The sequence below is a fragment of the Clostridium transplantifaecale genome (genome assembly GCF_900626075.1).
GTDB lineage: Bacteria > Bacillota > Clostridia > Lachnospirales > Lachnospiraceae > Otoolea > Otoolea transplantifaecalis.
On sequence record NZ_UYZY01000003.1, the window covers coordinates 25,397 to 48,826 of the forward strand.

22 protein-coding genes and 4 tRNA genes are annotated in these 23,430 nt (G+C 47.9%); 23 read left to right on the forward strand and 3 right to left on the reverse strand.

Going from position 1 to position 23,430, the window contains the following annotated elements; all coding sequences use genetic code 11:
* The first annotated feature begins 10 nt into the window (after window positions 1-10).
* The 7 genes from EJL91_RS11720 to EJL91_RS11750 all read left to right on the forward strand — a co-directional run bounded on the left by EJL91_RS11720 (window position 11) and on the right by EJL91_RS11750 (window position 9,112).
* Window positions 11-1,393 (forward strand): GntR family transcriptional regulator, encoded by a 1,383-nt coding sequence (locus tag EJL91_RS11720; RefSeq protein WP_125142173.1) that lies wholly within the window; start codon window positions 11-13, stop codon window positions 1,391-1,393.
* A gap of 181 nt (window positions 1,394-1,574) precedes the next feature.
* Entirely contained in the window at window positions 1,575-2,477 is a 903-nt protein-coding gene (gene nadA / locus EJL91_RS11725; RefSeq protein ID WP_125142174.1) for a quinolinate synthase NadA, read from the forward strand.
* Between the two features lie 18 nt (window positions 2,478-2,495).
* Entirely contained in the window at window positions 2,496-3,713 is a 1,218-nt protein-coding gene (locus EJL91_RS11730; RefSeq protein WP_125142175.1) for an L-aspartate oxidase, read from the forward strand.
* Window positions 3,682-4,536 (forward strand): carboxylating nicotinate-nucleotide diphosphorylase, encoded by an 855-nt coding sequence (gene nadC / locus EJL91_RS11735; protein ID WP_125142176.1) that lies wholly within the window; start codon window positions 3,682-3,684, stop codon window positions 4,534-4,536. The genes EJL91_RS11730 and nadC overlap by 32 nt, the downstream gene beginning before the upstream one ends.
* A gap of 421 nt (window positions 4,537-4,957) precedes the next feature.
* Window positions 4,958-6,349 carry a sodium/glutamate symporter gene (locus tag EJL91_RS11740; RefSeq protein ID WP_125142177.1) on the forward strand — a complete coding sequence of 464 codons (1,392 nt, stop codon included), beginning with the start codon at window positions 4,958-4,960 and terminating at the stop codon, window positions 6,347-6,349.
* A 102-nt stretch (window positions 6,350-6,451) separates the two neighbouring features.
* A complete protein-coding gene (locus tag EJL91_RS11745; protein WP_206429496.1) occupies window positions 6,452-7,918 on the forward strand; it encodes an amidohydrolase in 1,467 nt (488 codons plus the stop codon).
* A 24-nt stretch (window positions 7,919-7,942) separates the two neighbouring features.
* Window positions 7,943-9,112 carry a M20 metallopeptidase family protein gene (locus EJL91_RS11750; RefSeq protein WP_125142179.1) on the forward strand — a complete coding sequence of 390 codons (1,170 nt, stop codon included), beginning with the start codon at window positions 7,943-7,945 and terminating at the stop codon, window positions 9,110-9,112.
* 98 nt (window positions 9,113-9,210) lie between these two features.
* Here EJL91_RS11750 and EJL91_RS11755 read toward each other — a convergent pair whose 3' ends face one another.
* A complete protein-coding gene (locus tag EJL91_RS11755; protein ID WP_125142180.1) occupies window positions 9,211-10,515 on the reverse strand; it encodes a hypothetical protein in 1,305 nt (434 codons plus the stop codon).
* A 296-nt stretch (window positions 10,516-10,811) separates the two neighbouring features.
* On the opposite strand from EJL91_RS11755, the gene EJL91_RS11760 reads away from it, so the two are divergent.
* The 5 genes from EJL91_RS11760 (at window position 10,812) to EJL91_RS11780 (ending at window position 12,015) form a co-directional block, all read left to right on the forward strand.
* Window positions 10,812-11,351 (forward strand): transcription repressor NadR, encoded by a 540-nt coding sequence (locus EJL91_RS11760; protein WP_125142181.1) that lies wholly within the window; start codon window positions 10,812-10,814, stop codon window positions 11,349-11,351.
* A 309-nt stretch (window positions 11,352-11,660) separates the two neighbouring features.
* Window positions 11,661-11,734, forward strand: a tRNA-Arg gene (locus EJL91_RS11765).
* Between the two features lie 32 nt (window positions 11,735-11,766).
* Window positions 11,767-11,840 (forward strand) — tRNA-His (locus EJL91_RS11770).
* A 23-nt stretch (window positions 11,841-11,863) separates the two neighbouring features.
* Window positions 11,864-11,935 (forward strand) — tRNA-Gln (locus EJL91_RS11775).
* Between the two features lie 7 nt (window positions 11,936-11,942).
* Window positions 11,943-12,015 (forward strand) — tRNA-Lys (locus EJL91_RS11780).
* A gap of 298 nt (window positions 12,016-12,313) precedes the next feature.
* Here EJL91_RS11780 and EJL91_RS11785 read toward each other — a convergent pair.
* Window positions 12,314-12,526: a helix-turn-helix domain-containing protein gene (locus tag EJL91_RS11785; RefSeq protein WP_125142182.1), complete on the reverse strand. Its 213-nt coding sequence runs from the start codon at window positions 12,524-12,526 to the stop codon at window positions 12,314-12,316.
* A gap of 130 nt (window positions 12,527-12,656) precedes the next feature.
* Here EJL91_RS11785 and EJL91_RS11790 point away from each other — a divergent pair, with 130 nt between their 5' ends.
* The 3 genes from EJL91_RS11790 to EJL91_RS11800 all read left to right on the forward strand — a co-directional run bounded on the left by EJL91_RS11790 (window position 12,657) and on the right by EJL91_RS11800 (window position 14,324).
* On the forward strand, window positions 12,657-12,998 hold the full coding sequence (locus EJL91_RS11790) for a hypothetical protein (protein WP_125142183.1): 342 nt from the start codon (window positions 12,657-12,659) through the stop codon (window positions 12,996-12,998).
* Window positions 12,999-13,277: 279 nt separating this feature from the next.
* Window positions 13,278-13,844: a DUF3793 family protein gene (locus EJL91_RS11795; RefSeq protein WP_125142184.1), complete on the forward strand. Its 567-nt coding sequence runs from the start codon at window positions 13,278-13,280 to the stop codon at window positions 13,842-13,844.
* 54 nt (window positions 13,845-13,898) lie between these two features.
* Entirely contained in the window at window positions 13,899-14,324 is a 426-nt protein-coding gene (locus tag EJL91_RS11800) for a flavodoxin (RefSeq protein WP_125142185.1), read from the forward strand.
* Window positions 14,325-14,506: 182 nt separating this feature from the next.
* Here EJL91_RS11800 and EJL91_RS11805 read toward each other — a convergent pair whose 3' ends face one another.
* Complete coding sequence (locus tag EJL91_RS11805) at window positions 14,507-15,457, reverse strand: L-lactate dehydrogenase (RefSeq protein ID WP_125142186.1); 951 nt, start codon at window positions 15,455-15,457, stop codon at window positions 14,507-14,509.
* A gap of 211 nt (window positions 15,458-15,668) precedes the next feature.
* On the opposite strand from EJL91_RS11805, the gene EJL91_RS25130 reads away from it, so the two are divergent.
* The 8 genes from EJL91_RS25130 to gctB all read left to right on the forward strand — a co-directional run bounded on the left by EJL91_RS25130 (window position 15,669) and on the right by gctB (window position 23,369).
* Window positions 15,669-15,794 (forward strand): hypothetical protein, encoded by a 126-nt coding sequence (locus EJL91_RS25130; RefSeq protein WP_279230043.1) that lies wholly within the window; start codon window positions 15,669-15,671, stop codon window positions 15,792-15,794.
* A gap of 965 nt (window positions 15,795-16,759) precedes the next feature.
* A complete protein-coding gene (locus EJL91_RS11815) occupies window positions 16,760-18,460 on the forward strand; it encodes a glutamine--tRNA ligase/YqeY domain fusion protein (RefSeq protein ID WP_125142187.1) in 1,701 nt (566 codons plus the stop codon).
* 642 nt (window positions 18,461-19,102) lie between these two features.
* On the forward strand, window positions 19,103-19,390 hold the full coding sequence (locus EJL91_RS11820) for an OadG family protein (RefSeq protein WP_125142188.1): 288 nt from the start codon (window positions 19,103-19,105) through the stop codon (window positions 19,388-19,390).
* A 46-nt stretch (window positions 19,391-19,436) separates the two neighbouring features.
* Window positions 19,437-19,862, forward strand: a complete 426-nt coding sequence (locus EJL91_RS11825) for a biotin/lipoyl-containing protein (RefSeq protein WP_125142189.1) — start codon at window positions 19,437-19,439, stop codon at window positions 19,860-19,862.
* A gap of 38 nt (window positions 19,863-19,900) precedes the next feature.
* Complete coding sequence (locus EJL91_RS11830; RefSeq protein WP_125142190.1) at window positions 19,901-20,347, forward strand: biotin/lipoyl-containing protein; 447 nt, start codon at window positions 19,901-19,903, stop codon at window positions 20,345-20,347.
* A gap of 11 nt (window positions 20,348-20,358) precedes the next feature.
* Window positions 20,359-21,498, forward strand: coding sequence for a sodium ion-translocating decarboxylase subunit beta (locus EJL91_RS11835; protein WP_125142191.1), 1,140 nt, complete (start codon window positions 20,359-20,361; stop codon window positions 21,496-21,498).
* 111 nt (window positions 21,499-21,609) lie between these two features.
* Window positions 21,610-22,560: a glutaconate CoA-transferase subunit A gene (gene gctA / locus EJL91_RS11840; protein WP_341466992.1), complete on the forward strand. Its 951-nt coding sequence runs from the start codon at window positions 21,610-21,612 to the stop codon at window positions 22,558-22,560.
* Window positions 22,561-22,562: 2 nt separating this feature from the next.
* Window positions 22,563-23,369 (forward strand): glutaconate CoA-transferase subunit B, encoded by an 807-nt coding sequence (gene gctB / locus EJL91_RS11845; RefSeq protein ID WP_125142193.1) that lies wholly within the window; start codon window positions 22,563-22,565, stop codon window positions 23,367-23,369.
* Window positions 23,370-23,430: the final 61 nt, after the last annotated feature.

A 23,430-nucleotide genomic window follows, 5' to 3' on the forward strand; every position in this document is an offset into this window, starting at 1 on the left:
GGAAAGAGTTTTGACAGACAGCGACAAACTGATTTACAATCTGGTTTATGATTACTATGAGACAAGAATATTAATGGGAGTGTGCCTTTATGGTGAAGAGCTCCCTTCCATACCTAAAATCGGGGAAACTTTTCGTATGGCTCCCCGGACCGTGAGGGCCGCGCTTTCCCGCCTGGAGGAAAAAGGATATATAGAAGTAACGGCCAGAAAACCGGCCAGGGTGATATACCAGGCAGACGAGGCGCGGTTCAGGGAAAATGCCGCTATGTATTTTGTGCCGAGAAGGGCGGGAATCATTGATTTCTGCGGGGCGGGATTATTGCTGGTGGAACCGGTCTGGATGTATGCCCAGAGCAGTTTAGATAAAGATACATGGGAGAAGCTGAAAAAAAATCTGTCGGAAGCATGGATGACGGATTTGTCCGTTTCTACCCGTCTTCATCTTCATGCCTTTGATGAACTGCAGAACAGGCTGTTCCTGAATTTTTATTGGGAACTGCTCCGGTATATCCGTTTTCCCTATCTGTCCAGAAAGGATATGCATTCGGAAAGAGACAGAGAACTTTTGGTTGACGGAAAAGAGAATGAGTCTGAGATTATGAGAGTAACGTTTGAGGACGATTTTAATGCCGGCATGAGAAAACTTCTGATGTTCTGTGCCAGGGCAGAAGAGGAGTATGGGCTGAAGGAAATGGAACCGATACCCTTTTGCTGGAACGTATACTGGCAGCGGCCGCAGTTATGTTATACGCTGGTTTCACGTATTATCACCGTAATCATGAAAGGAACTTATCCGATCGGAAGTTCCCTGCCCTCCCTGTCCAACATGGCGAAGCAGCTGGACGTTTCATACAGGACGCTGCGCCGCACTCTCAGTATCCTGGGCAGTCTTGGGATTATCAGTTGCCACCGGGGAAGAGTGGCGGAAGTCTGTTTCGAGATTGGCCCTATTGATTTTGGGCGGGCTGAAGTAAAGGAGGGATTGCGCCTCTACCGGGAAAGTTTGCAATTCATGGCATTAACGGTGCGTCCCGTTTTGCTTTATACTCTGCAGAATGTGGAAAAGGAACAGCGAGATTCACTGACGGCAGGATTTGAAGAGATTTCCAGACAGGATAAATGCTATCTGTGCTTTAAACTGGTGAGTGATTTCATCGTAACTAACTGCCCTTTGGCTACCGTGAGGGAGTGCTACCGCGTTTTAGATGAATTTATAGTCTGGGGATATCCTTTTGTTTTGAACCGTGCAAAGAGACCAGATCTGCGGGAAGAGTATGCGAAAGTAATCTGTAAGGCGGAAAAATCGCTTAAGAAAGGAGAACTGGAAAGCTTCGCCGACACCTGGAAAAATCTTCTGGAGCAAGATTTGCTGAAAGCCAATCAGATTGTATAGGCATAAATGCCTCACTTTGCAGTTTTATTAACAGGTGTCTTGTCACATGATTTAAAATATGCTATACTTTGCGGGTGCGGTTCATACAGGCGGTTTACCGGATTCACTGACAATTCTTCAGTCCCTCAGCCTGCCGCACAGCAGGAAAGACCGCCATGAGTGCGGCAGAATAGAGGAGCATATGACAAAACAGGAAGAGATAAATCAATTAAAAAAGGAAAAGGATGCAGTGATCCTGGCTCACTATTATGTAGAGCCGGAAGTGCAGGAAATTGCTGATTATGTAGGGGATTCCTTTAATTTGAGCAAATACGCCGCCGGGCTGGCGAATCAGACACTTGTTTTCTGCGGCGTTTCGTTTATGGGAGAGAGCGGGAAGCTTTTAAGCCCTGAAAAGACGGTGCTGATGCCTGATGCGGATGCGGACTGCCCGATGGCCCATATGGTGCGGAAGGAAGAGGTCGAGCAGGCGAGGAAAAGATATGAAGATCTGGCGGTCGTCTGTTATATCAACTCAACGGCAGAGATTAAATCATGGGCCGATGTGTGCGTCACCTCTGCTAATGCCGTACAGATTGTGAGAAATCTGCCAAATAAAAATATATTGTTTATCCCGGATAAAAACCTGGGACGTTTTGTAGCGGAACAGGTCCCGGATAAAAATGTGATTCTGGTGAAAGGGTTCTGCCCTGTCCATGAACAGATGAAAGCGATGGAAATTGAGAAACTGAGGAAGGAGCATCCGGAGGCGAAAGTGCTGGCTCACCCGGAATGCAATGAGCCGCTGCTAAAACAGGCTGATTACATAGGTTCCACCACAGGAATTATAAATTATACGACAAAGAGCGAGGCGGATGAGTTTATCATAGCGACGGAAATCGGAGTACGCTATGAACTGGAAAAGAAAAATCCCGGAAAAAGATTCTATTTTCCTGCAACCGCGCCGGTCTGTGCCGATATGAAGAAAATTACACTGGATAAGATTATCAATGTGCTGAAAACAGGTGACAACAAGGCCGGAGTCCGGGAGGACCTTGCCGCCCCTGCGAAAAAAACTTTGTCTAGAATGCTTGAACTGGCCTGATAAAGAGGGGGGATAACGATGGTGAAGAACATTTACTGCGATGTAGTGATTGCCGGCTGCGGAGTGGGAGGACTTTATACGGCGCTGAGCCTGCCGCGGGAACAGAAGATTGTGATGCTGTCGAAGGAAGGAATTGAAAAATGTGATTCCATGCTGGCACAGGGAGGAATCTGTGTGATGCGGGATGACGAGGATTTTGAACCTTACTTTGAGGATACGATGAAAGCCGGGCATTATGAGAACCGAAAAGAGAGCGTTGAAATCATGATTCGTTCCAGCCGGGAGGTGATTAACCATCTTGTGGAGCTGGGGGTGCAGTTTGACAGAAATCCCGACGGAAGCTTAAATTATACCCGCGAGGGGGCGCATTCCCGTCCGAGAATCTGTTTCCACAAGGATATCACAGGGAAAGAAATTACAAGCGTGCTGCAGAGGCGGGTGAAGGAGCTTCCGAATGTGATAGTGTTGGAATACACGGCCATGACGGACATCCTGGTATCCGACGGAAAATGTGCCGGTATGTCTGCCGTGACGGCGGAGGGACACACGCTTTACATTCATGCGGCCGACACGGTTATGGCTACGGGAGGGATCGGCGGGCTCTATGAACACTCGACGAATTATCCATGTCTTACCGGGGATGCCCTCGCAGTTGCCAAGAAACATGGCATAAAACTGGAACATCTGGATTATGTCCAGATTCATCCGACCAGCCTGTACAGCGGTAAACCGGGGCGCAGCTTCCTGATTTCAGAATCGGCCAGGGGAGAGGGAGCCGTGCTCCTAAACGGCAAGGGAGAGCGCTTTGTAAACGAACTTCTGCCCAGAGACGTGGTTTCAAAAGCGATCAGGAAGGAGATGGAGAAGGAGGGGAGCAGCCATGTCTGGCTGTCCTTTGAGCCGGTGGGCGAAGAGGAAATACGGAGCCATTTCCCCAACATCTATCAGAAATGCCTGGAAGAGGGATATGATATCACAAAGGAACCAATCCCTGTTGTTCCCGCACAGCATTATTTTATGGGCGGAATTCATGTGGACAGTGATTCCAGGACAACAATGGATCATCTGTATGCGGTAGGCGAGACCAGCTGCAACGGTGTCCATGGGAAAAACCGTCTGGCCAGCAACAGCCTGCTGGAAAGCCTTGTATTTGCAAAAAGAGCCGCCGTTAAAATCGCGGAAGGCCGGAAAGGGAGTATCAGCTATGAATCCAATTACCATGCAGCTTGCTGCTGACAAGTATATCCGTCTTGCACTGGAGGAGGATATCAACAGTGAGGATGTGACAACCAATTCCGTCATGCCGGAGTATAGAAAAGGGGAAGTACAGCTTATCTGTAAGGAAGATGGAATGATTGCCGGACTGCGGATATTTGAACGGGTATTTACACTGCTTGATCCGGAAACGGAGGTAGTGTTTGACGTGAAGGACGGCGATGCCGTAAAAAAGGGCCAGCATCTGGCCACAGTAAGAGGCGATATCAGGGTTCTCCTCTCCGGCGAGAGGACGGCGCTCAATTATCTTCAACGCATGAGCGGAATTGCCACCTACACCAACACGGTCGTAAAACTTCTGGAGGGAACAAAAACAAAGCTTCTGGATACGAGAAAGACGACTCCCTGTATGCGGATTTTTGAAAAATACGCGGTCCGTATCGGCGGCGGTAACAATCACAGATATAACTTGTCGGATGGCATTCTGCTAAAGGATAATCACATAGACGCGGCCGGAGGAGTCGGAAAGGCCGTAGAGGCGGCCAGGGCGTACGCTCCGTTTGTCCGCAAAATCGAGGTAGAGACCGAGAACCTTGATATGGTGAAAGAAGCGGTGGAGTCCGGTGCGGATATCATTATGCTGGATAATATGACCCCGGAACAGATGGCTGAGGCCGTGCGTCTGATAGACGGGAGGGCGGAGACAGAATGTTCGGGTAATATCACAAAGGAAAATATAAGGGCCATTACGGCCACGGGCGTAGACTATGTATCCAGCGGCGCCCTGACGCATTCGGCGCCGATCCTGGATATCAGCCTGAAGCATCTGAAAGTTTTGGAATAAGGACGGAAGAAATGCAGAACTGCCTTTTCAATTCTTAAAATATTAAAAATAATTTATTTAGCCTGCGGGGCTGCCGCAGCAGCTGTATTTTTTGATAGCTGCTGCGACAGCCTTTTGTCGATCGAAAATAAAAAATGTGAAGTCCTAATGCCACATAAAAACATTCATTTGACTGCAATAAAGGACTTGAACTAAATGCGGCTATTTTTAAAATGTCAAACTTTAACGAGAATTATCTCGTCATTTGACAGAATAATATTGAAAAACTACAAGAAAAAAGTAGAAAATGAAGTAAAATGAAAAAATGGCAAAAATCCATTGACAATAAAATTTATAAGTGATATAAATAAAACTAAATTAGGACATAAAAATAATAAGTCCTAAAATGGGCGCCTGATAAAAAGACAAAGGAGATAATGAAATGACAAATGCATTATTGACAGAATTGCTGCAGAGCATGGCTCTGCTGGGAGTTTTTCTATTACTCGGGGTTTTTATCAGGGCGAAATTGAAGCTGTTTCAAAAAACGTTCATTCCGTCATCTGTGATCGGAGGTTTTTTACTGCTGCTTTTGGGACCTCAGGTACTGAATGTCCTGCCCGTTCCGGAAGAATGGTTTTCCATCTACTCACTTTTGCCGGGGATTCTCATTGTTCCCGTCGTGGCCTCGGTTCCTCTGGGTCTGACTATCGCAGGAGGAGATAAAAACGGTGTGAATGCCGGAATTTTAAAGAATGTATTTCCTTTAATCGGGATCGGACTCGGAGCTTCCATGCTTCAGTTTGCGACAGGATTCGGGACACATGTCCTTTTTGGCGGAGAGAGTTTATACGAAGTATTTGGAATTGAGCTTTCTATCGGCTTTGTCGGCGGCCACGGCACGGCCGGAACGCTTGGGAATATGCTTTCCGAACTGAACCTTCCATACTGGCAGACCTCTCAGGGGGTGGCCACCACCACAGCCACCTTTGGCATTGTGGGTGGAATCCTGATTGGCATTATGATGATTAACTGGGCGGCCAGACATGGACAGACCGCAGTTTTGAAAAAACCGGCCGATATTCCAGAACCGATCCGAGTCGGGTTTGAGAAAGACATTAAAAAGCAGGCGTCTGTGGGACGTGAGACAACGATGTCTTCCTCTATCGATACCCTGGCCTTCCATGCCGCACTGATTTTCGCAGCCTGCGGTCTGGCGTATCTCCTTCTGATGGGAGCAAAGAAATACCAGATTCCCGTTCTGTCAAGCATTTCAGTGTGGGCTTACGCTATGATTGTAATGTTTGGAATCTGGGGGCTCATGAGTAAATTAAAACTGGCCTATCTGGTGGACGAGAAGATTAAGAGTAAGGTTTCCAGCTCTTTTACGGAATTTGCAGTAATTGCGGCAATTGCCAGTCTGCCGATCAAAGCGGTTGCAGCATACATAATACCGATTATGGTGATGGTACTCATCGGATACATTGTGACAAGTATTGTTTTGTTCTTCTTCTGTAAGAAGCTGCTTAAGGGATACTGGTTTGAGCAGATGGTGGCTACTTTGGGTATGAGTACGGGGGTATTTCTCACCGGAGTGCTGCTCCTTAGAATCTGTGACCCGGATCTGGAGAGTCCTGCCCTGGCTAATTATTCACTGTCGTATACGGTGACCAGCATTATCTATTTTGCGATGCTGAACCTGTTCATTGTGCTGCCGATGAATTACGGTGCAGGGGTTACGGCTCTGGCCGCCCTGGTTATGGGAATTGCCGCACTGCTATTTGCCGTCATTACCAGCCGCCTGTCATTCGGCCCGGCATTTAAGGGGAATTAAAGAATAGCGGGAGACCGGCACTGAAGCTGTGAAAAGCAGGGAGCGCAATGAATGGGACAAGACGAAAAGTGAGCGATACTGAAAGAAAGGTGGAGTGATACAGTGGAAAATTACGAAGAGTTGCTGACAGAGCTGAATGCCTGCATTTGGGATTATGCGGAACTGAAATTCGGAGAATACCGTTCGGCTCAGGCTCTGGAGAAGCTCCTGGAGCAAAACGGATTTGAGGTGAGGAGCAGTGTGGCGGGGATGGAAACGGCCTTTACTGCAACCTGCGGCTCCGGTTCCCCCGTTATTGGAATTCTGGCGGAATATGATGCTCTGTCGGGGCTGAGCCAGGAAGCGGGCGAGACTTGCCAGAAACCGCGGGAAGGGACGGATAACGGCCATGGCTGCGGCCACTGCCTGCTGGGAACGGCCTCCGTGGGAGCGGCTCTGATAGTGAAAGATTATCTGGAAGGACATAAGAAAAACGGAACCGTGGTTCTGGCCGGCTGTCCGGCAGAAGAAGGCGGTTCCGGAAAAGCCTATATGGCCAGGGCGGGTATCTTTGACCGCCTCGATATTGCCCTGACCTGGCATCCGGGCGGAGGTTATGCAGTGCTGACAGGTTCCCTTCAGGCAAACTGCCAGGCATATTTCAGATTTAAAGGCGTGTCGTCCCATGCGGCCGGCGCGCCCCATCTGGGCCGGAGCGCTCTGGATGCGGTGGAGCTGATGGATGTGGGAGTCAATTATATGCGGGAACATATGGAGCCCGTGGATCGAATTCATTACGCCATTACGGACACCGGGGGCAGCTCACCGAATGTGGTGCAAAACCATGCCGAAGTGCTCTATCTGATCCGTTCTGAAAATACAGAAAAGGTCCGGAAACTTTATGAGAGGGTATGTAAAATTGCCCGGGGAGCGGCCATGATGACGGAGACCGCGGTGGAGATTGTATTTGATAAGGCGTGTTCGAATACCATCTCAAATGAGGTTCTGGAGCAATTGCTGTACGAGAGCATGGAACGCGTTCCGCTTCCTGTCTATTCGGAGGAGGAGCTAAAGTTTGCCGCAGAGATGAAAAAGACGATCACCGACAGAGATATTGAAAGCGACTTGTCCATCGGTTTTATGGAAGGCAGGGAAAAGCGCGGTGTGGAGGCCAGATACAGGGAACTCGTAATGAGTGATTTTGTCGTCCCTCACCGTCACCGGGAGGTTCTGGTTGCAGGCTCCTCAGATGTGGGAGATGTGAGCCATACGGTTCCTACGGCCCAGTTTATCGGAGGGTGTTTTGTGCCGGGAACCCCGGCCCATTCCTGGCAGATGGTTTCCCAGAGTAAGTCGGAAACAGCCGTCAAAGGAATGCTTTATGCCGCCAGGGTGCTGGCTGATGCAGCCATACGTGTCATTGAAGATCCGCAGATAGCCGTATTGGCCCGGGAGGAATTTAAGACGGTCACGGAGGGAAAAGCGTATTGCTGCCCGATTCCGCCTGATGTGCTGCCAAACATGAATTCAGGACGAAAGAAGGCGGAACAGCCCTCAGAGTTGCGCCAGACGGCACAGGATGCAGGATAAAGAATCAGGAGGATAAGGGAAAATATGATAATGGAATCAGCCAGACGGCTCCAGCCGCATCTCGGAATGCTCAGAAGGGAATTCCACCGCTGCCCCGAGATATCCGGCCATGAAACAGGGACTGCGGAGAAGATCAGGAAAGAGCTTGAGGAAATAGGAGGTTATGAGCTCCAGACCGGTATTGGGGGATGCGGAATCATCGCATCCCTGCGGGGAGCAAAAGCGGGCAAAACGGTGGCTCTGAGGGCGGATATGGATGCTTTGCAGGTCACGGAGGAGACCGGTCTTCCCTTCAGCTCACAAACACCGGGAGTCATGCATGCCTGCGGCCATGATAATCACATTACGATGCTGCTGGGGGCGGCCCGCCTTCTGGCTGAGAGAAGAGAAGAATTGGCCGGTTCCGTCCGGCTTATCTTCCAGCCTTCAGAGGAGATGTCCCCGCATGGAGGTTCCAGGGAGATGATTGCAGGAGGGGCTATGGAAGGTGTGGACGCCGTGTTTGGCATACACGTATGGCCGGAACTGCCTCTGGGAAGCATCGGGATAAAGGCGGGGCCTCTCATGGCGGCATCGGATCATTTTACCGTGAGAATTAAAGGATGCCTGAGCCATGCAGCCCGTCCAAATGAAGGAGTAGACGCCCTGGTTGCCGGTTCCCAGTTTGTGACGGCGGTTCAGACGATTGTCAGCCGGAATGCGGATCCCATGAAATCCATGGTCATTACAATTGGAACGTTTGAAGCCGGCACCCGTTATAATATTGTGGCGGGAGAATGCGTGCTGGAAGGCACCTGCCGTACTTTTGCGTCCGATATGAGGGATTTAGCTGAAAAGAGACTCAATGAGATTTTACAGGGCGTCTGCCTGCTGTCCGGATGTACGGGAACACTGGATTATGAGAGAGGATATATGGCGCTCATCAATGAACCTGCCATGGCGGAATATATGAAAAAAACGGCCTCGGAACTTTTTGGCCCCGAAAAGGCAGTTTCGGTAGAACCGGCCATGACGGCGGAGGATTTCTCTTTTTATCTGGCGGAGAAGCCGGGCGCCTTTGCCTGGATTGGGACGACGGGGGAAGGGGAAAATGCCTGGCCGCTGCACAGCAGCCGCTATAATCCTAATGAGGAAGTTCTGTGGAGAGGGGCGGCCCTAATGGCCGGTCTTGTTATGAACTTTGATAAACAATAAGGTTTAAAGAAAAAGGAAACAAGAAAAGAACTGCCTTCAAAGAGGTTTGCTGTGCCTCATGGACGGCAGTTCTTTTAGTCGTTTTTTCAGTCGGTTTTTTAGAAGAAAAGAAGATACCAGTTCTGCTCTACAAACTGATAAGTTTTATTGGGCCGCCCCTTTTCCTGGGCGCCGTCCAGATAAGTTTCGGAAATCAGTTCGCACGAACTGAGCTTTTGTATAATCCTGTTGCAGCTTCTGGGGGTAATGTTCAGCCATTGGGCCAGAAGAGCGGAGGTTATAATCTGCTTCGGGTTTTTTGTAAAAAGGCCGATAATTTTGTAGAGATTGGCTTCATTGATGCCTTGTTCCCTGGAAAAATCCAGAACTTTTTCGTTGTCATAACTGAAACGGAGTGTGTTGCTGACCGAGAGAGGACCGATGAGATGCATCTGTTCATCTAACAGAAAACCGTCGTTTTTCTTGTAATGGACGGCCTCCTCCAGGGCGTGCTCCGCCTGTTCCTGGCTTTGCTCAAAGGCGGTGGAAATACCGGCTCCGAGCCGGAAATCAATCTCTTCCTTTTCCCTTAGATATCCGATCAGCGTACAAAGCCGGCGGACGAACTGCGGGATATCCTCCAGTTCCGAACTCAGCTGAAAATAGGTGATATTGGACTGGATGGAAAAATTCAGGTTCTGTTCCTTACGGAAATCTACAAGATATTTATACAGGGTGACCTTCTTGTATTCAATCTCGCCGCCGGGCAGGGAGTTGTCATAAATCAGGCGTATCAGGACACAGGTCTTATATAAAGTAGTGTTTAACTGAAGCTTGGCAAGGTGAACGGCGTTCCGTATGGACTCGGCGATAGTGTTGTCATCGGGAAAAATATAGAGATAGGGGATTTTTGCCTCCTCGTACAAGGGAAGGGAGTTGGTGGAACGGACAAAAACCATATCAATTTTCTTTTCCTCCCACAGCTTTTTTGCCGTATTAAAAAGAATATCGTAATTCAGTTCATCGGAAGTGCAGCAATAAGGCATCAGTTCCGGTTTCAGATATTTGTTCAAATCCAGATAATTATTGCTGGGCAGCAGGAAATCGCAGTAAATCCTGTTAAGGGGAATGTCCGGGTGGGTCAGGACAAAATCCAGGGCTATAGCCAGAAAATGCTTAGTTTCGTATGAAACAAAGGTGCAGGGCTTATTGATCTTCGCTATATTTGTAAGCTGATAGTAACCAAATTCCCCACTGCAGAAAATGACATCGCAATTGTCTCTGCACTGGTGATAAATTGTTTCAATTTCTTCCAGGGAATGGTATACATATTTATGGAAGATACAGCCGAAATTATTCTGCGCAATCACCCGGTTGATGGCCTGCAGTGAAACCTCGGGACTGATAATGCTGATTGTAATCATAAAATTCTCCAGTTTTAAAATACTCTTTTATCGCCGCATCGCCGGGGCATGAAGAAAAGACGGCAAAAAACGGCCGCTGCCGAAGCTTCAGGCCGGCGGCGCCGGATAAAAGGCAGTTAAATGTGTTTAGCTTAAGTGTACTATAAAAGCCGGCTTTTGGGAAGCTTCGAAGGAGGTGTTGTCCGGGAAATTTGCAGTTGCAGGGACGGGAGGAATGTATTAGAATTACAGTGATACGGATAAGAGCGTAAACAGCCGGCAGAACCGGATAAAAAGGATGGAGGAGGGAAGCTGCAATGGAAAATGGATTAACCGGTGCAAAGAGACGGGAGATGATTCTGAGCATGATGAGGCAGGCGGAACGTCCTCTCTCGGGAACGGCTCTGGGAAAGGCTGCCGGCGTCAGCCGCCAGGTCGTGGTACAGGATATCGCCCTGCTGCGCACGGAGGGGTGTCCGATTGTCGCTACGGCGCGGGGCTATATCTTAAACGAGGATAAGACGGCCATGCGCCTTTTTAAGGTCTGCCACGGTAACGATGAAACGGAGGATGAACTGAAAACCATCGTGGATCTGGGAGGCTGTGTTTTGGATGTTATGATCAATCACCGCGTATATGGAAAAATGTCGGCTCCCCTGAACATCAAAAATCGCCGGGACATACAGCGGTTTATGAATGACATTAAGTCGGGCAAGTCGTCCCCGCTTATGAACGTGACTTCAGGCTACCATTTTCATCACGTATCGGCAGAACAGGAAGAGATATTGGATGAAATTGGGGAGGCTTTGAAGGAAAAACACTATTTGACGGAGCTTATGCCGTATGAAGAGATATAGGCGCGGAGCGGGCAGAAGCTGAACCGGTAAGCGCGGCGGTATCAAATCACTACAATTGTGGAAATTTATAGGAAATTTATAGCAGAAAATGCTTGCGATCATGTTTATCCTGTGGTATACTATGACCCGTTGATGCGTTTTTCTACAACTGCTTCCAAATTTCCTCAATTTGTGCTTGACAGTCGGATGGTTTTAGTATATACTACTTTTGCTGTCAAAAAACGCAGCAGACAATGCCAGGTTGGCAGAACAGCCGAGAGCAGAGGAAGTTATGTTGCCAAATGTTTGGCCAAATCGCAAAGTGAATATGAGTCTGTAGCTCAGTTGGATAGAGCAACGGCCTTCTAAGCCGTGGGTCGGGGGTTCGAATCCCTTCAGGCTCGTCATCTGAACCAATTGGTTCAGATAACGTATGGTGGGTATAGCGCAGTTGGTTAGCGCGCCAGATTGTGGCTCTGGAGGCCAAGGGTTCGAATCCCTTTATCCACCTTCCCTTTTCAGGGGTTCGCTGATGGGCTATCGCCAAGCGGTAAGGCACAGGACTTTGACTCCTGCATTCGTTGGTTCGAATCCAACTAGCCCAGTTATTAGGGGGTATTAGCTCAGTCGGTAGAGCACTTGACTTTTAATCAAGTTGTCCGGGGTTCGAATCCCCGATGCCTCATGAATGAAATGAAGCGGAAAACCTTGTGGTTGACAGGTTTTCCGCTTTTTTGCTTTGCACACTGTGCGAAAGTACGTATTTTTAAAGCAAAAAAAGTGTCTGGAATTTTCCTCTTTCCATCCGGTGTGCAGCGCCGGACATCCCTGATTATTAAATTACAGTTCTGTATAAAAGTCCCTCAATCATCCAATAATTTAATAAAAGCAATTTTATAAAGCCGCGGGAGTTCTGTACCGGAAAAAGGAAAGAACGGCAACAAAAAAAGAGGCCTGCAAAGTACAAGTCAGAAAACCTCTTTTTAGATATTGGATTCCTCTTTTTCGAATTTAATTACATCGGTTATATCGCAGTCATAGGTATTACACAGGTCGTTTAGAGTATTCAGGGTAATGCTTCTGTTGTGTTTTAAATTATCTAACATGCCTCTGCTCATGCGATATTTATGGATTAAATCATATTGGCTGATTCTTTTTCTTCTGAGAGTATCCCAAAACGGCTCGAAAGTAATCATATATTTACCTCACTTTGTTTAAGTGTACAAGTCAAAATCACTATTGAATATTGCCAAATGTTTGGGAATATATGTATAATGGATGTGATATCAGTAAACGGACTATGTGTGAGGTATGGGAGGTAAGAATATGGAGCAGGATTTTGAGCGTTTTTTATCAAAACTGGAAACTGCAATGACCTGTAGAAAAAAGACTGTGGATACAAATCAATTTATCAAGTTTGAATCCCTGTATAAAAAAACTCTGATTGAATTTGCGGATCTGTGCGAAGCGTCGATGGAAACAAAATATGATGAGGACTCCGTCTCGGTTACAATTGTGGGAAAAACACTTGTGATCTCTGACTTTGACAGTGCAATGAAGGAGATAATTATGGACAGGAATACGGTTATTCATTTCGGTATGGACGAGAAGAAAAAGGACAGCGTGATGATGAATTTGTGGTTCAGATGCTGGTCGTGGGAGGAGTAAAGGGGAAGGATTACGCAGTTTGGAAAATATTCAGTTGACATCTATAGCGGAATATGATAAAGTTCTAGAGAGGGTTAGTTAGAACTAACTATGGGCAATGGAGCGGTGTCTGCCGGGGAAAACGAAGAGAAAAAATCTTGATAAGAAGGACATTTTTTTTTACATATAAGTTAGTTGATACTAACTATTTGCGCTGAGATTCACCGGCTCCGGCTGGAGCTGTGATGCGGCAGTGACTTCAGTACTCATAGTAACAGGGAAAGGAAGACAGTAAGGATCATGAACAGGAAATTTGAAAAGATGCTTGTTGAACAGTGTGCCCCGACTTTGGCGGGGATCAAGCCGGCTAATCTGTTCCGGTTTTCCGGAGGAGGGAAGGAGATACGGCGGGAGGTTTTGTACTGGGACAGAGAATTGAACCGGCATGGCATATCGGTGGAGATTATCAAGGAATGTCCCGGGACAGATTCAATTCTTGTATATGTATATCGAAAGGAGTGGGTGGAAGAAATTTTATCCGGTTCCGAAGTGAGGGATTTTCTGGAACAGAAGGGCTATGCCGGGTCGGATAACTGCGGCCGGTTTCTGGAACAGTTGTCGGAGCGCCTCTGCCTGGAAGAAGAATTTCCGCACGAGGTAGGGATTTTTCTTGGCTATCCTCTGGAAGATGTAATTGGCTTTATAGAGAACAGGGGCCAAAACTATACCAGTTGCGGATTTTGGAAAACCTACGGAGATCCGTGCGAGGCCAGGAGCCGTTTTGACGGATACAGGGCCTGCATTAACATGTTCATGAAAATGTTTGAAAACGGTATACCGGTCATTCAGCTTCTCAGGGCGGTCTGACATGGATAAGGCCGGAAAAAGGCCTGTATAAATAATGAAAGGATGGATAGAAAGATGAGTAAAATTGCAGTTGTTTATTGGAGCGGTACAGGAAATACAGAGGCGATGGCATATTACGTGGCAGAGGGAGCCAAAGCGGCAGGAGCGGAGGCAGATACATTTACATCGGCAGAGTTTACTACGGATAAAGCGGCGGAGTATCCGGCAATTGCCTTTGGATGCCCGTCCATGGGAGCGGAGCAGCTGGAGGAAACAGAATTTGAACCCATGTTTGAAGAGGTGAAGACAACGCTGGGCGGAAAACGCATCGGCTTATTCGGTTCCTACGGATGGGGAGACGGAGAGTGGATGAGAATCTGGGAAGACGACTGCAGCAAACTCGGCTGCACAATGCCTGCCGAGCCGGTCCTGGCAAACGGTGCGCCGGATGATACGGCTGCAGAAGAGTGCAGGGCTCTCGGAGCAGCGCTTGCCCGATAAGGGGGCTCATAAAACGAAACGGCGTCAGTCTCACTGTTGAAAGGTGAGGCTGACGCCGTTTCGTTTTATGGGAATGAATAGAGACAGTACATATTGAAAACGCGAGGGTTATCACTATGCCGTGACCCGGTCTGAGGCGGCTGGTTTCTTCTATTCCTTTAAAAGGAGAGAAAGTCTCTCAACTACATCTCCAGCTCCTCAAAACTCCTCCGGAGAATCTGGCACGACTGATCCATCTTTTCTTTTTCCTCGTCACTGAGGGACAGGGGCAGAACCCTCTGAATCCCGTTCTGGTTGATAATACACGGAACGCCTGTAAATAGGCCGGACTGTCTGTATTCGCCCCTCAGCATGGCTGATACGGTGAGGACACTGTGCTCGTTGCCGAGAATTGCCTTAGTGATTCGCGTCAGGGCCATACCGATGCCGTAATAGGTCGCATTTTTAGCTTCAATAATCTTATAAGCGGCAGTGCGGACCTCCTCGGAAATCTGTTCAAGCTCCTGAGAACAGATGGACCCGTGGGATTCTTCACAGAGTTCCGGGATGGATTTTGTGGCTACCATAGCCTGGCTCCAGGGGACGAATTCCGTGTCTCCGTGTTCGCCCATTACATATGCATGGATATTGCGGGGATCCACTTTCAGATAGTCGCCCAGCAGATAACGCAGTCTGGCCGTATCCAGGGCGGTTCCGGTGCCGAGGACTCTCCGGGGATTAAAACCGGAGAGGGTGCATGTGATTCTTGTCATGATATCGACCGGATTGGTGGCGACAAGGAAAATGCCGTTAAAACCGGACGACGTCACTGGTTCAATAATGGATTTAAAAACTTCGGTGTTCCGTTTGAGAAGATTCAGGCGGCTTTCTCCCGGTTTCTGGGCCACTCCGGCGCAGATTACGGCGATGTCTGCATCGGTGCAGTCGTCATAGCTGCCGGCGTAAATCTTCATGTTGGAGCCGGAAAATGCAAGACCGTGGTTTAAGTCCATGGCTTCTCCGATGGCCCTCTCTTTATTGACGTCAATTAAAACAAGTTCGTCGCAGACGTTCTGGTTCAGCAGTGCATAGGCATAGCTCATCCCGACCATTCCTGTTCCGATAAGCGCAACCTTACGTTTGTCAGTTCTCATATTGGCCTCCTTTACCTGGCGAAAAAACGATTTATTAAGTTATAGATACCCATAAATACGGTAATTTATTCTTGTATAAAGTTAGCGGATGCTAACCTTCATATGGAATATTGTATTCTGATTTTGGGAAAAATGCAAGTACAAATACTGATTTAATTGAGATGCGAGGACGCCTCTGTAAGACGGCGGACGGGGGAGTGAGAGATTATTTATGAGTCTTCAGTCCCGGTTTGTAGGTTGTGGTGAGGGGGAATCCAGGAGAAAAAATTCCTACGGGGACCCGCTCCCGCTTGTGGAGCGCACAGCGGATGCTAAGACGTCAAAGAACGCCGTCTAAGCACCGGCGGGCTCCAATGTCCCCTTCGGAAAGTTTTCTCCTTCCTTCCCCCCGGTCAGGTTGTCGACGGGACTGAAGACTCAGGGAAGGTGATTGCCCCATCCGCCGGCTCCAGGGGCTGATTGTCTCTTTCGTCAAGTGCGGAGGGAGGTCTTGTCGCGGCCACTGCGAAGCGGTGATATTTTTACATTCTGACAGTATTTCAGGATGAATCTGGTAACAGATGAATTCCTAAAACAATTCCTAAAACAAAGGCTGGATGTTCTGACGAAATCCCCTGAGCTGAGAAAGCTTAAAATAAACAATTTATGTCTAGATCGCAGGTATTTTAGAACATTCGACTTTCGTTTTAGAACTTCATCTGTTATCAAATTCATTGTAAGATACCGTCAGACTGTTAAAGTATCGCAGTTTCGTAGTGGCCGTGACAGGGCCCTCCCCATTTAAGGTTAGAGACAATCAGCGTCCGGAGCGGACTATGTCCGGTGCCTCGAAAACCTTCGCCTGAGTCTTTTGTCCCCGGCGATAACCTGCCAGGGGAAGGAGGCGGAATCAATTGTGCAGGGGATATGGGAGTCCGCCGGTGCCTGGCGAGGTCTTTTCGAGCCTGGCACCGCTGTGCACTCCAAAAAGCGCGAGCGGTCCCCGTAACAATTCATTCCGGCCGGATTCCCCCTTCACGACAACCTTCAATAGGGGGCAAAAGACTCAGCCATCCCCCTCACCACACCGGACATGGTCCGTTCCGGACGCGTCCTCCTCACCTCAGTTAAATCAGTATTTACAAAGTTTTTGTGGAATACTGCTTTTCCAATGTTACAAAATGTGATATGATATTAGGAAATATTTGCTCTGAACAGAATAGATTGTGCGAAAACTTCGGTAAAATGGGCGCAGTAACCCAGCTGAAGCGGCACACAACAGAGTTCTGTACTATAGAGAAGCAGTAAACGGAGGGAATGCTTATGGAAGAAAATAAGAATGTAACAGCTGAAGCGGGAGATAAGGAAGAGGCCGTGTCAAAGAACTTTATCGAGCGTGAGATTGATAAGGATCTGGCAGAGGGTGTCTACAACCATGTCCAGACAAGATTCCCACCGGAACCGAACGGATATCTCCATATCGGCCATGCCAAGTCCATTATTTTAAACTCCGGACTGGCTGCGGAATATAACGGTAAATTCAACCTGCGTTTTGACGATACCAACCCGACGAAAGAGAAGACGGAATTTGTGGAGTCCATCATCGAGGATGTGAAGTGGCTGGGAGCTGATTTTGAGGACAGGCTGTTCTTTGCCTCCGACTATTTCCAGACCATGTACGACTGTGCAGTTCTTCTTATTAAAAAAGGAAAGGCATTTGTCTGCGACCTGACGGCCGACCAGATACGCGAATACAGAGGAGATTTTAACAACCCGGGCAAGGAGAGTCCATACCGCAGCCGAAGTGTGGAGGAGAACCTGGAGCTGTTTGAGAATATGAAGAACGGCGTCTACAAGGACGGCGAGAAGGTTCTGAGAGCCAAGATTGATATGGCGTCCCCAAATATCAACATGAGGGATCCGGTTATCTACCGTGTTGCCCATATGAGCCACCACAACACAGGCGACAAGTGGTGCATCTATCCGATGTACGATTTTGCCCATCCGATTGAGGATGCGATCGAGCATATCACGCATTCCATCTGTACCCTGGAATTTGAGGATCACCGTCCTCTGTACGACTGGGTCGTGAAAGAATGTGAATTCGAGAACCCGCCGCGTCAGATCGAATTTGCCAAGATGTACCTTACCAATGTGGTTACCGGTAAGAGATATATTAAGAAGCTGGTAGAGGACGGAGTGGTAGACGGCTGGGATGACCCGCGTCTCGTTACGATCGCCGCACTCAGAAGAAGAGGCTTTACCCCTCAGTCCCTGCGCAAGTTCGTGGAACTGGCCGGAGTATCCAAGGCGGATAACTCCATTGACAGCGCTATGCTGGAATACTGCCTGCGTGAGGACCTGAAATTATCGAGAGCCAGAGTTATGGCGATTTTAGATCCAATCAAACTGGTGATTGACAACTATCCGGAAGGGCAGGTAGAGGAGCTGGAGGCGCCGAACAACCTGGAGAATGAAGCTCTCGGATCCAGAAAGCTGCCTTTTTGCCGTGAACTTTATATCGAAAGAGAAGACTTCATGGAGGAACCGCCGAAGAAGTATTTCCGTCTGTTCCCGGGCAATGAAGTGCGTCTGATGAATGCATACTTTGTGACATGCACCGGATGTGAGAAGGATGAGAACGGCAATGTGACGGTAGTCCACTGTACCTACGACCCGGAGACAAAGAGCGGTTCCGGATTTAATGCGAGGAAAGTAAAGGGCACCATCCACTGGGTAGCGGCTCCGACGGCGCTGAAAGCGGAATGCCGCCTCTATGAAAACCTGATCGATGAGGAGAAAGGCAAGCTCAACGCGGACGGAACGCTGAACCTCAATCCCAACTCCCTTACAATTTTAAAGGAGTGCTACGTGGAGCCTAGCCTGAAAGAGGCTAAGGCATTTGACAGCTTCCAGTTTGTAAGAAACGGATACTTCTGTGTGGACTGCAAAGACAGCGCACCGGGAGCGCCGGTATTTAACCGGATCGTTTCCCTGAAGAGTTCATTTAAAATTACTAAATAAAAGCCACTGCAATGATTAGCATATTAAAAAGATGATATAATTATAATAGGAAGAAAGAGGGTGCCTGACACTCTCTTTTTTCAGTACACAGGAAAGCTTTGCGGGAAGGAACATACAGCTGCGGAAAATACGAACGGTGAACCTGAAAAGAAAAAATGTCTTTATAAGAAGTGTATAGAAAATTACACAAAAGAGCCATATTGTTAAGAAAACGAAAAAGAAATGTATGGATTTCGGAATAAAGGTGAAGAGTCTTCGAATTGTAGAAAGAGGGCGAAGAATAATGAAAATAAACATGAAAAATGGTGTCACAAAATGTCGTAAAACCTTGATTTTATAAGAGGTTTTACCCAATTGAAGAAGGCATTTTTTGTGCATATTTTATGAAACCCCCGGTTGACATTCAGGGGGGTTACTGTTATAATTTAGCCATAGTGAACTTGTAAGAATTAAAAGCATAAGCAAGTTTCACAAAGGGCTAAAAAAGCCTTTATATTTTTTAAGCTTTTAAAAATGGAATGCATTCCACGATGTGGAATATTGTGAGGCGATATTTTGATAATATAATTTTTCACAAAGGAGTGCGAAACGAATAAGAGAGATCTCTTTTGAGATCTGCTGAAAAGGAGGTGCAATGCACGTATGTGGACTGAAGCAACAATGCCTTTTGGGCAGTCGGTCATCGTATCCCTGTTGGGACTTGCGGTAGTATTTATTACTCTGGTTACGTTGGCTCTGTCAATCATCTTAATCTCAAAAATCCTGCGTACTATTATCAAGGACGGAGCGCAGAAGCCGGCAGCAGTAGCTGCCCCGGTAGTATCGGATGAAACAGACAAAGAGACACTGGCGGTACTTATGGCTACGATTGGTATGGATCTTGAATTACCAGCCGAGCAGTTTAAGATTGTAAACGTGAAGGAACTCTAATAGTTACCAGGAATGGAAGGAAATCGAAAGGAAGGTTACAGCAGTTATGAAGTATACGGCTACCCTCAATGGAAAACAGTATGAAGTAGAACTTGAAAGAGTTGGCGAATATGAGCCGATTCCAAGATATGGCGAGGCAGCGCCTGCACCGGCAGCTCCAATTGCAGCTCCCGCAGCAGCACCGGCCCCAGCAGCAGCTCCGGCTCCTGCACCAGCCCCAGTGGCAGCGCCTGCCCCAGCAGCAGCTCCCGCAGCAGGCGGCACAACAGTAGAAGCTCCAATGCCAGGTAAAGTACTTGACATCAAAGTAGCAGCAGGCCAGGCGGTAAAATACGGCCAGGTTGTTATGACTATGGAAGCTATGAAGATGGAAACTGAAATCGTTGCACCGGCAGACGGTACGGTATCACAGGTTCTTGTGAAAGCAGGAGATGCTGTGGAGACCGGAACCGCAATGGTTGTTCTGAACTAATAGATTCACAAAAGCAATCGAAAGGATGTAAAAAGATTATGAAATATATTGCTACGATCAATGGCAAAAGATATGAAGTAGAAGTAGAGAGAATTGAAGAATACAAATCTCTGGACCGTAACGGTGTGGCAGCGCCAAAGGCTCCGACACTGGCAAGCACGGTACCGGTACAGAGACCGGCAGCAGCACCGGCTCCTGCAGCGGCAGCACCTGCACCAGCTCCCGCTCCTGTAGCAGCAGCACCGGCTCCGGCGGCAGCACCTGCAGCAGGCAGCACAACAGTGGAGGCTCCAATGCCAGGTAAAGTTCTGGATGTAAAAGTAGCAGTTGGCCAGGCTGTTAAATATGGCACTGTAGTAGCTGTTATGGAAGCTATGAAGATGGAAACTGAAATTGTTGCACCGGCAGATGGCACAGTAAGCCAGATTCTTGTTAAGGCAGGGGATCCTGTAGATACTGGAGCTGCCATGGTTGTCCTTAACTAGGAGGTAGAGTAATGAACTTTTTTGAAATTATGAAGGAAATGCTGCTTCAGTCCGGTTTCGCAGCCCTGAGCTGGAAGAACCTGGTAATGTTTGCAATTTCCTTTGTCCTTTTATATTTTGCGATTAAAAAGCAGTACGAGCCGCTTCTTCTGCTTCCAATCGCATTCGGTATGTTTCTTGCAAACCTGCCGCTGGCAGATTTAATGAAAGAATCCGAGCCATGGTACACACAGGGTGTTCTGCGTATCATGTACGGCGGAGTTAAGTCCAGCTTATTCCCATGTCTCATCTTCCTCTGTGTAGGAGCGATGACGGACTTCGGACCATTGATTGCGAACCCAATCAGCTTACTGCTCGGTGCTGCGGCACAGTTCGGTATCTATATCGCATTCATGCTGGCTAACGCAACTGGCCTTTTCACCGTTGGTGAGGCAGCAGCTATCGGTATCATTGGAGGCGCTGACGGCCCTACAGCTATTTACATTGCCAACAACCTGGCACCGGATCTGGTTGCGCCGATTGCGGTTGCCGCCTATTCCTACATGGCCCTGATTCCTATGATTCAGCCGCCAATTATGAAACTGCTTACAACAAAGAAAGAGCGTTCCATCGTTATGAAACAGCTCCGTAAGGTAAGCAAGGTAGAGAAGGTAGTATTCCCGGTATTCGTAGTACTGTTCTGTTCTCTGCTTCTTCCGTCGGTAGCACCTCTTTTAGGTATGCTGATGCTTGGTAACCTGTTCCGTGAGTCCGGTGTCGTTGAGCGTCTTTCCGACACAGCACAGAACGCACTCTGCAACATCGTTACCATCATGCTTGGTACAACCGTAGGCGCTACGGCAAACGGAGATATCTTCCTCCGTGTACAGACAATCGCTATCATCGCTATGGGACTTATGGCATTCTGTTTCTCAACAGTGGGCGGTGTTCTGTTAGGTAAGCTTCTCTGCCTGATAACAGGAGGAAAAATCAATCCTCTTATCGGTTCCGCAGGTGTGTCTGCCGTTCCTATGGCAGCCCGTGTATCTCAGACAGTTGGTTCCAAAGAGAACCCTACAAACTTCCTTCTGATGCATGCGATGGGACCAAACGTAGCAGGTGTTATCGGTTCTGCAGTAGCAGCCGGTTTCTTCATGCTGATTTTTAAATAATTTTTGAGTTACTATTCACAGCCCTGCAATAGCAGCCCTGCGAACAGCAATAAATAATCTACGGTAGTTATAGAAAATTTTTATAAAGGAGGCTTTATTGTGAGTAATAAAGTGTGTACATTACAAGAGGCAGTTGCTAAGTATGTAGAAGACGGCGATTCGATCTCCTTCGGTGGTTTCACAACCAACAAAAAACCGATGGCTGCAGTGCGCGAGATTCTTCGCCAGGGCAAAAAAGATTTTATCGCATGGGCTGGTCCTGCCGGCTCTGACTGGGATATGTTAATTGGTGAGGATCGCGTTAAGGCATATATCAACTGCTATACCGCTGATTCAGGTGTTACCAACGTTTCCCGTCGTTTCCGTAAGAAAATTGAAGCAGGAGAACTGATTTACGAGGATTACTCCCAGGATGCCATCATGTTCATGCTTCATGCCGCTTCCTTAGGACTTCCTTTCTTACCAGTACGCTTTATGATCGGCTCCGGACTGGTAGACGAATGGGGAATCAGCAAAGAAGTGCGTCAGACAATCGACAAGCTTTCTGATGACAAATTCGTATACGTAGAGAACCCATTCAAACCGGGCGAGAAAGTAGTTGCACTTCCTGTTCCGGAACTTGATACCGCTATTATCCATGTACAGAAAGCTTCACCGGACGGAACATGTATCCTTTTGGGCGATGAGTTCCATGATATTGATATCGTTGTAGCAGCTAAGAAAGTTATTGTTACGTGTGAAGAACTGGTTAGCAATGATGTAATCCGCAGAGATCCGACCCTGACCAAGATTCCTTGCTTTGCTGTAGATGCAGTTTGCGAAGTTCCTTACGGCGCATTCCCAACACAGTGCTACGGCTACTATGACTACGACAATGCTTTCCTGAAGGCATATGGTGCAGCCAGCAAGACGGAAGAAGATTTCAAGGCATTCTTAAACGAATACGTTTATGGTGTTAAGGATCAGGCAGAATTTCTTGAGAAGATCGGTGTGAACCGTCTCCTTAAATTAAAAGTATCTGATGGATATGGCTATTCTACAGATGTGAGCAAGGAGGATTAATCATGGCTGACTATACAAAGTATACAAACAAAGAAATGCAGGCAATTACACTTGCCCAGCAGATCACAAATGATAATATTGCAATTGTAGGTACTGGACTTCCGTTAATCGGCGCATCCGTTGCAAAACGTTTATTTGCACCGAAATGCAACCTGATTGTTGAGAGCGGTCTGATGGACTGTTCCCCAATCGAGGTTCCGCGTTCCGTTGGTGACCTTCGTTTCATGGCACACTGCGGATGCCAGTGGCCGAATATCCGTTTCATCGGTTTTGAGGCGAATGAGTGGTTACATGACACAGACAGACTGATTGCCTTCATCGGCGGCGCCCAGATCGACCCTTACGGAAACGTAAACTCCACATGTATCGGTGATTACCATGCTCCGAAGACACGTTTCACAGGTTCCGGCGGTGCAAACGCAATCGCAACCTTCTCTAACACAATCATCATGATTCAGCACGAGAAACGCCGTTTCATGCAGAAGATTGATTACGTTACAAGCCCAGGCTGGATCGATGGACCTGGCGGACGTGAGAGACTTGGTCTTCCGGGCAACCGTGGACCGCAGGCAGTTGTTACCGACCGCGGTATCCTCAAATTCGACGAGAAGACAAAGAGAATGTACCTTGCAGGCTACTATGAGACATCTTCACCGGAAGACGTTATCGAGAACACAGGATTCGATATCGACGTATCCAGAGCAGTGAAGCTGGAGGCTCCGTCACCGGATGTTATCCGTATGATCCGTGAAGAGATCGACCCTGGCCAGGCATTTATCCAGGTTCCAAAGGAAGAGCCGGCTAACTGATTTTAGTACGAAATGTCTTACATACGCTGCGGCGGCCCAGGCTGCCGCAGCGGAATAACCA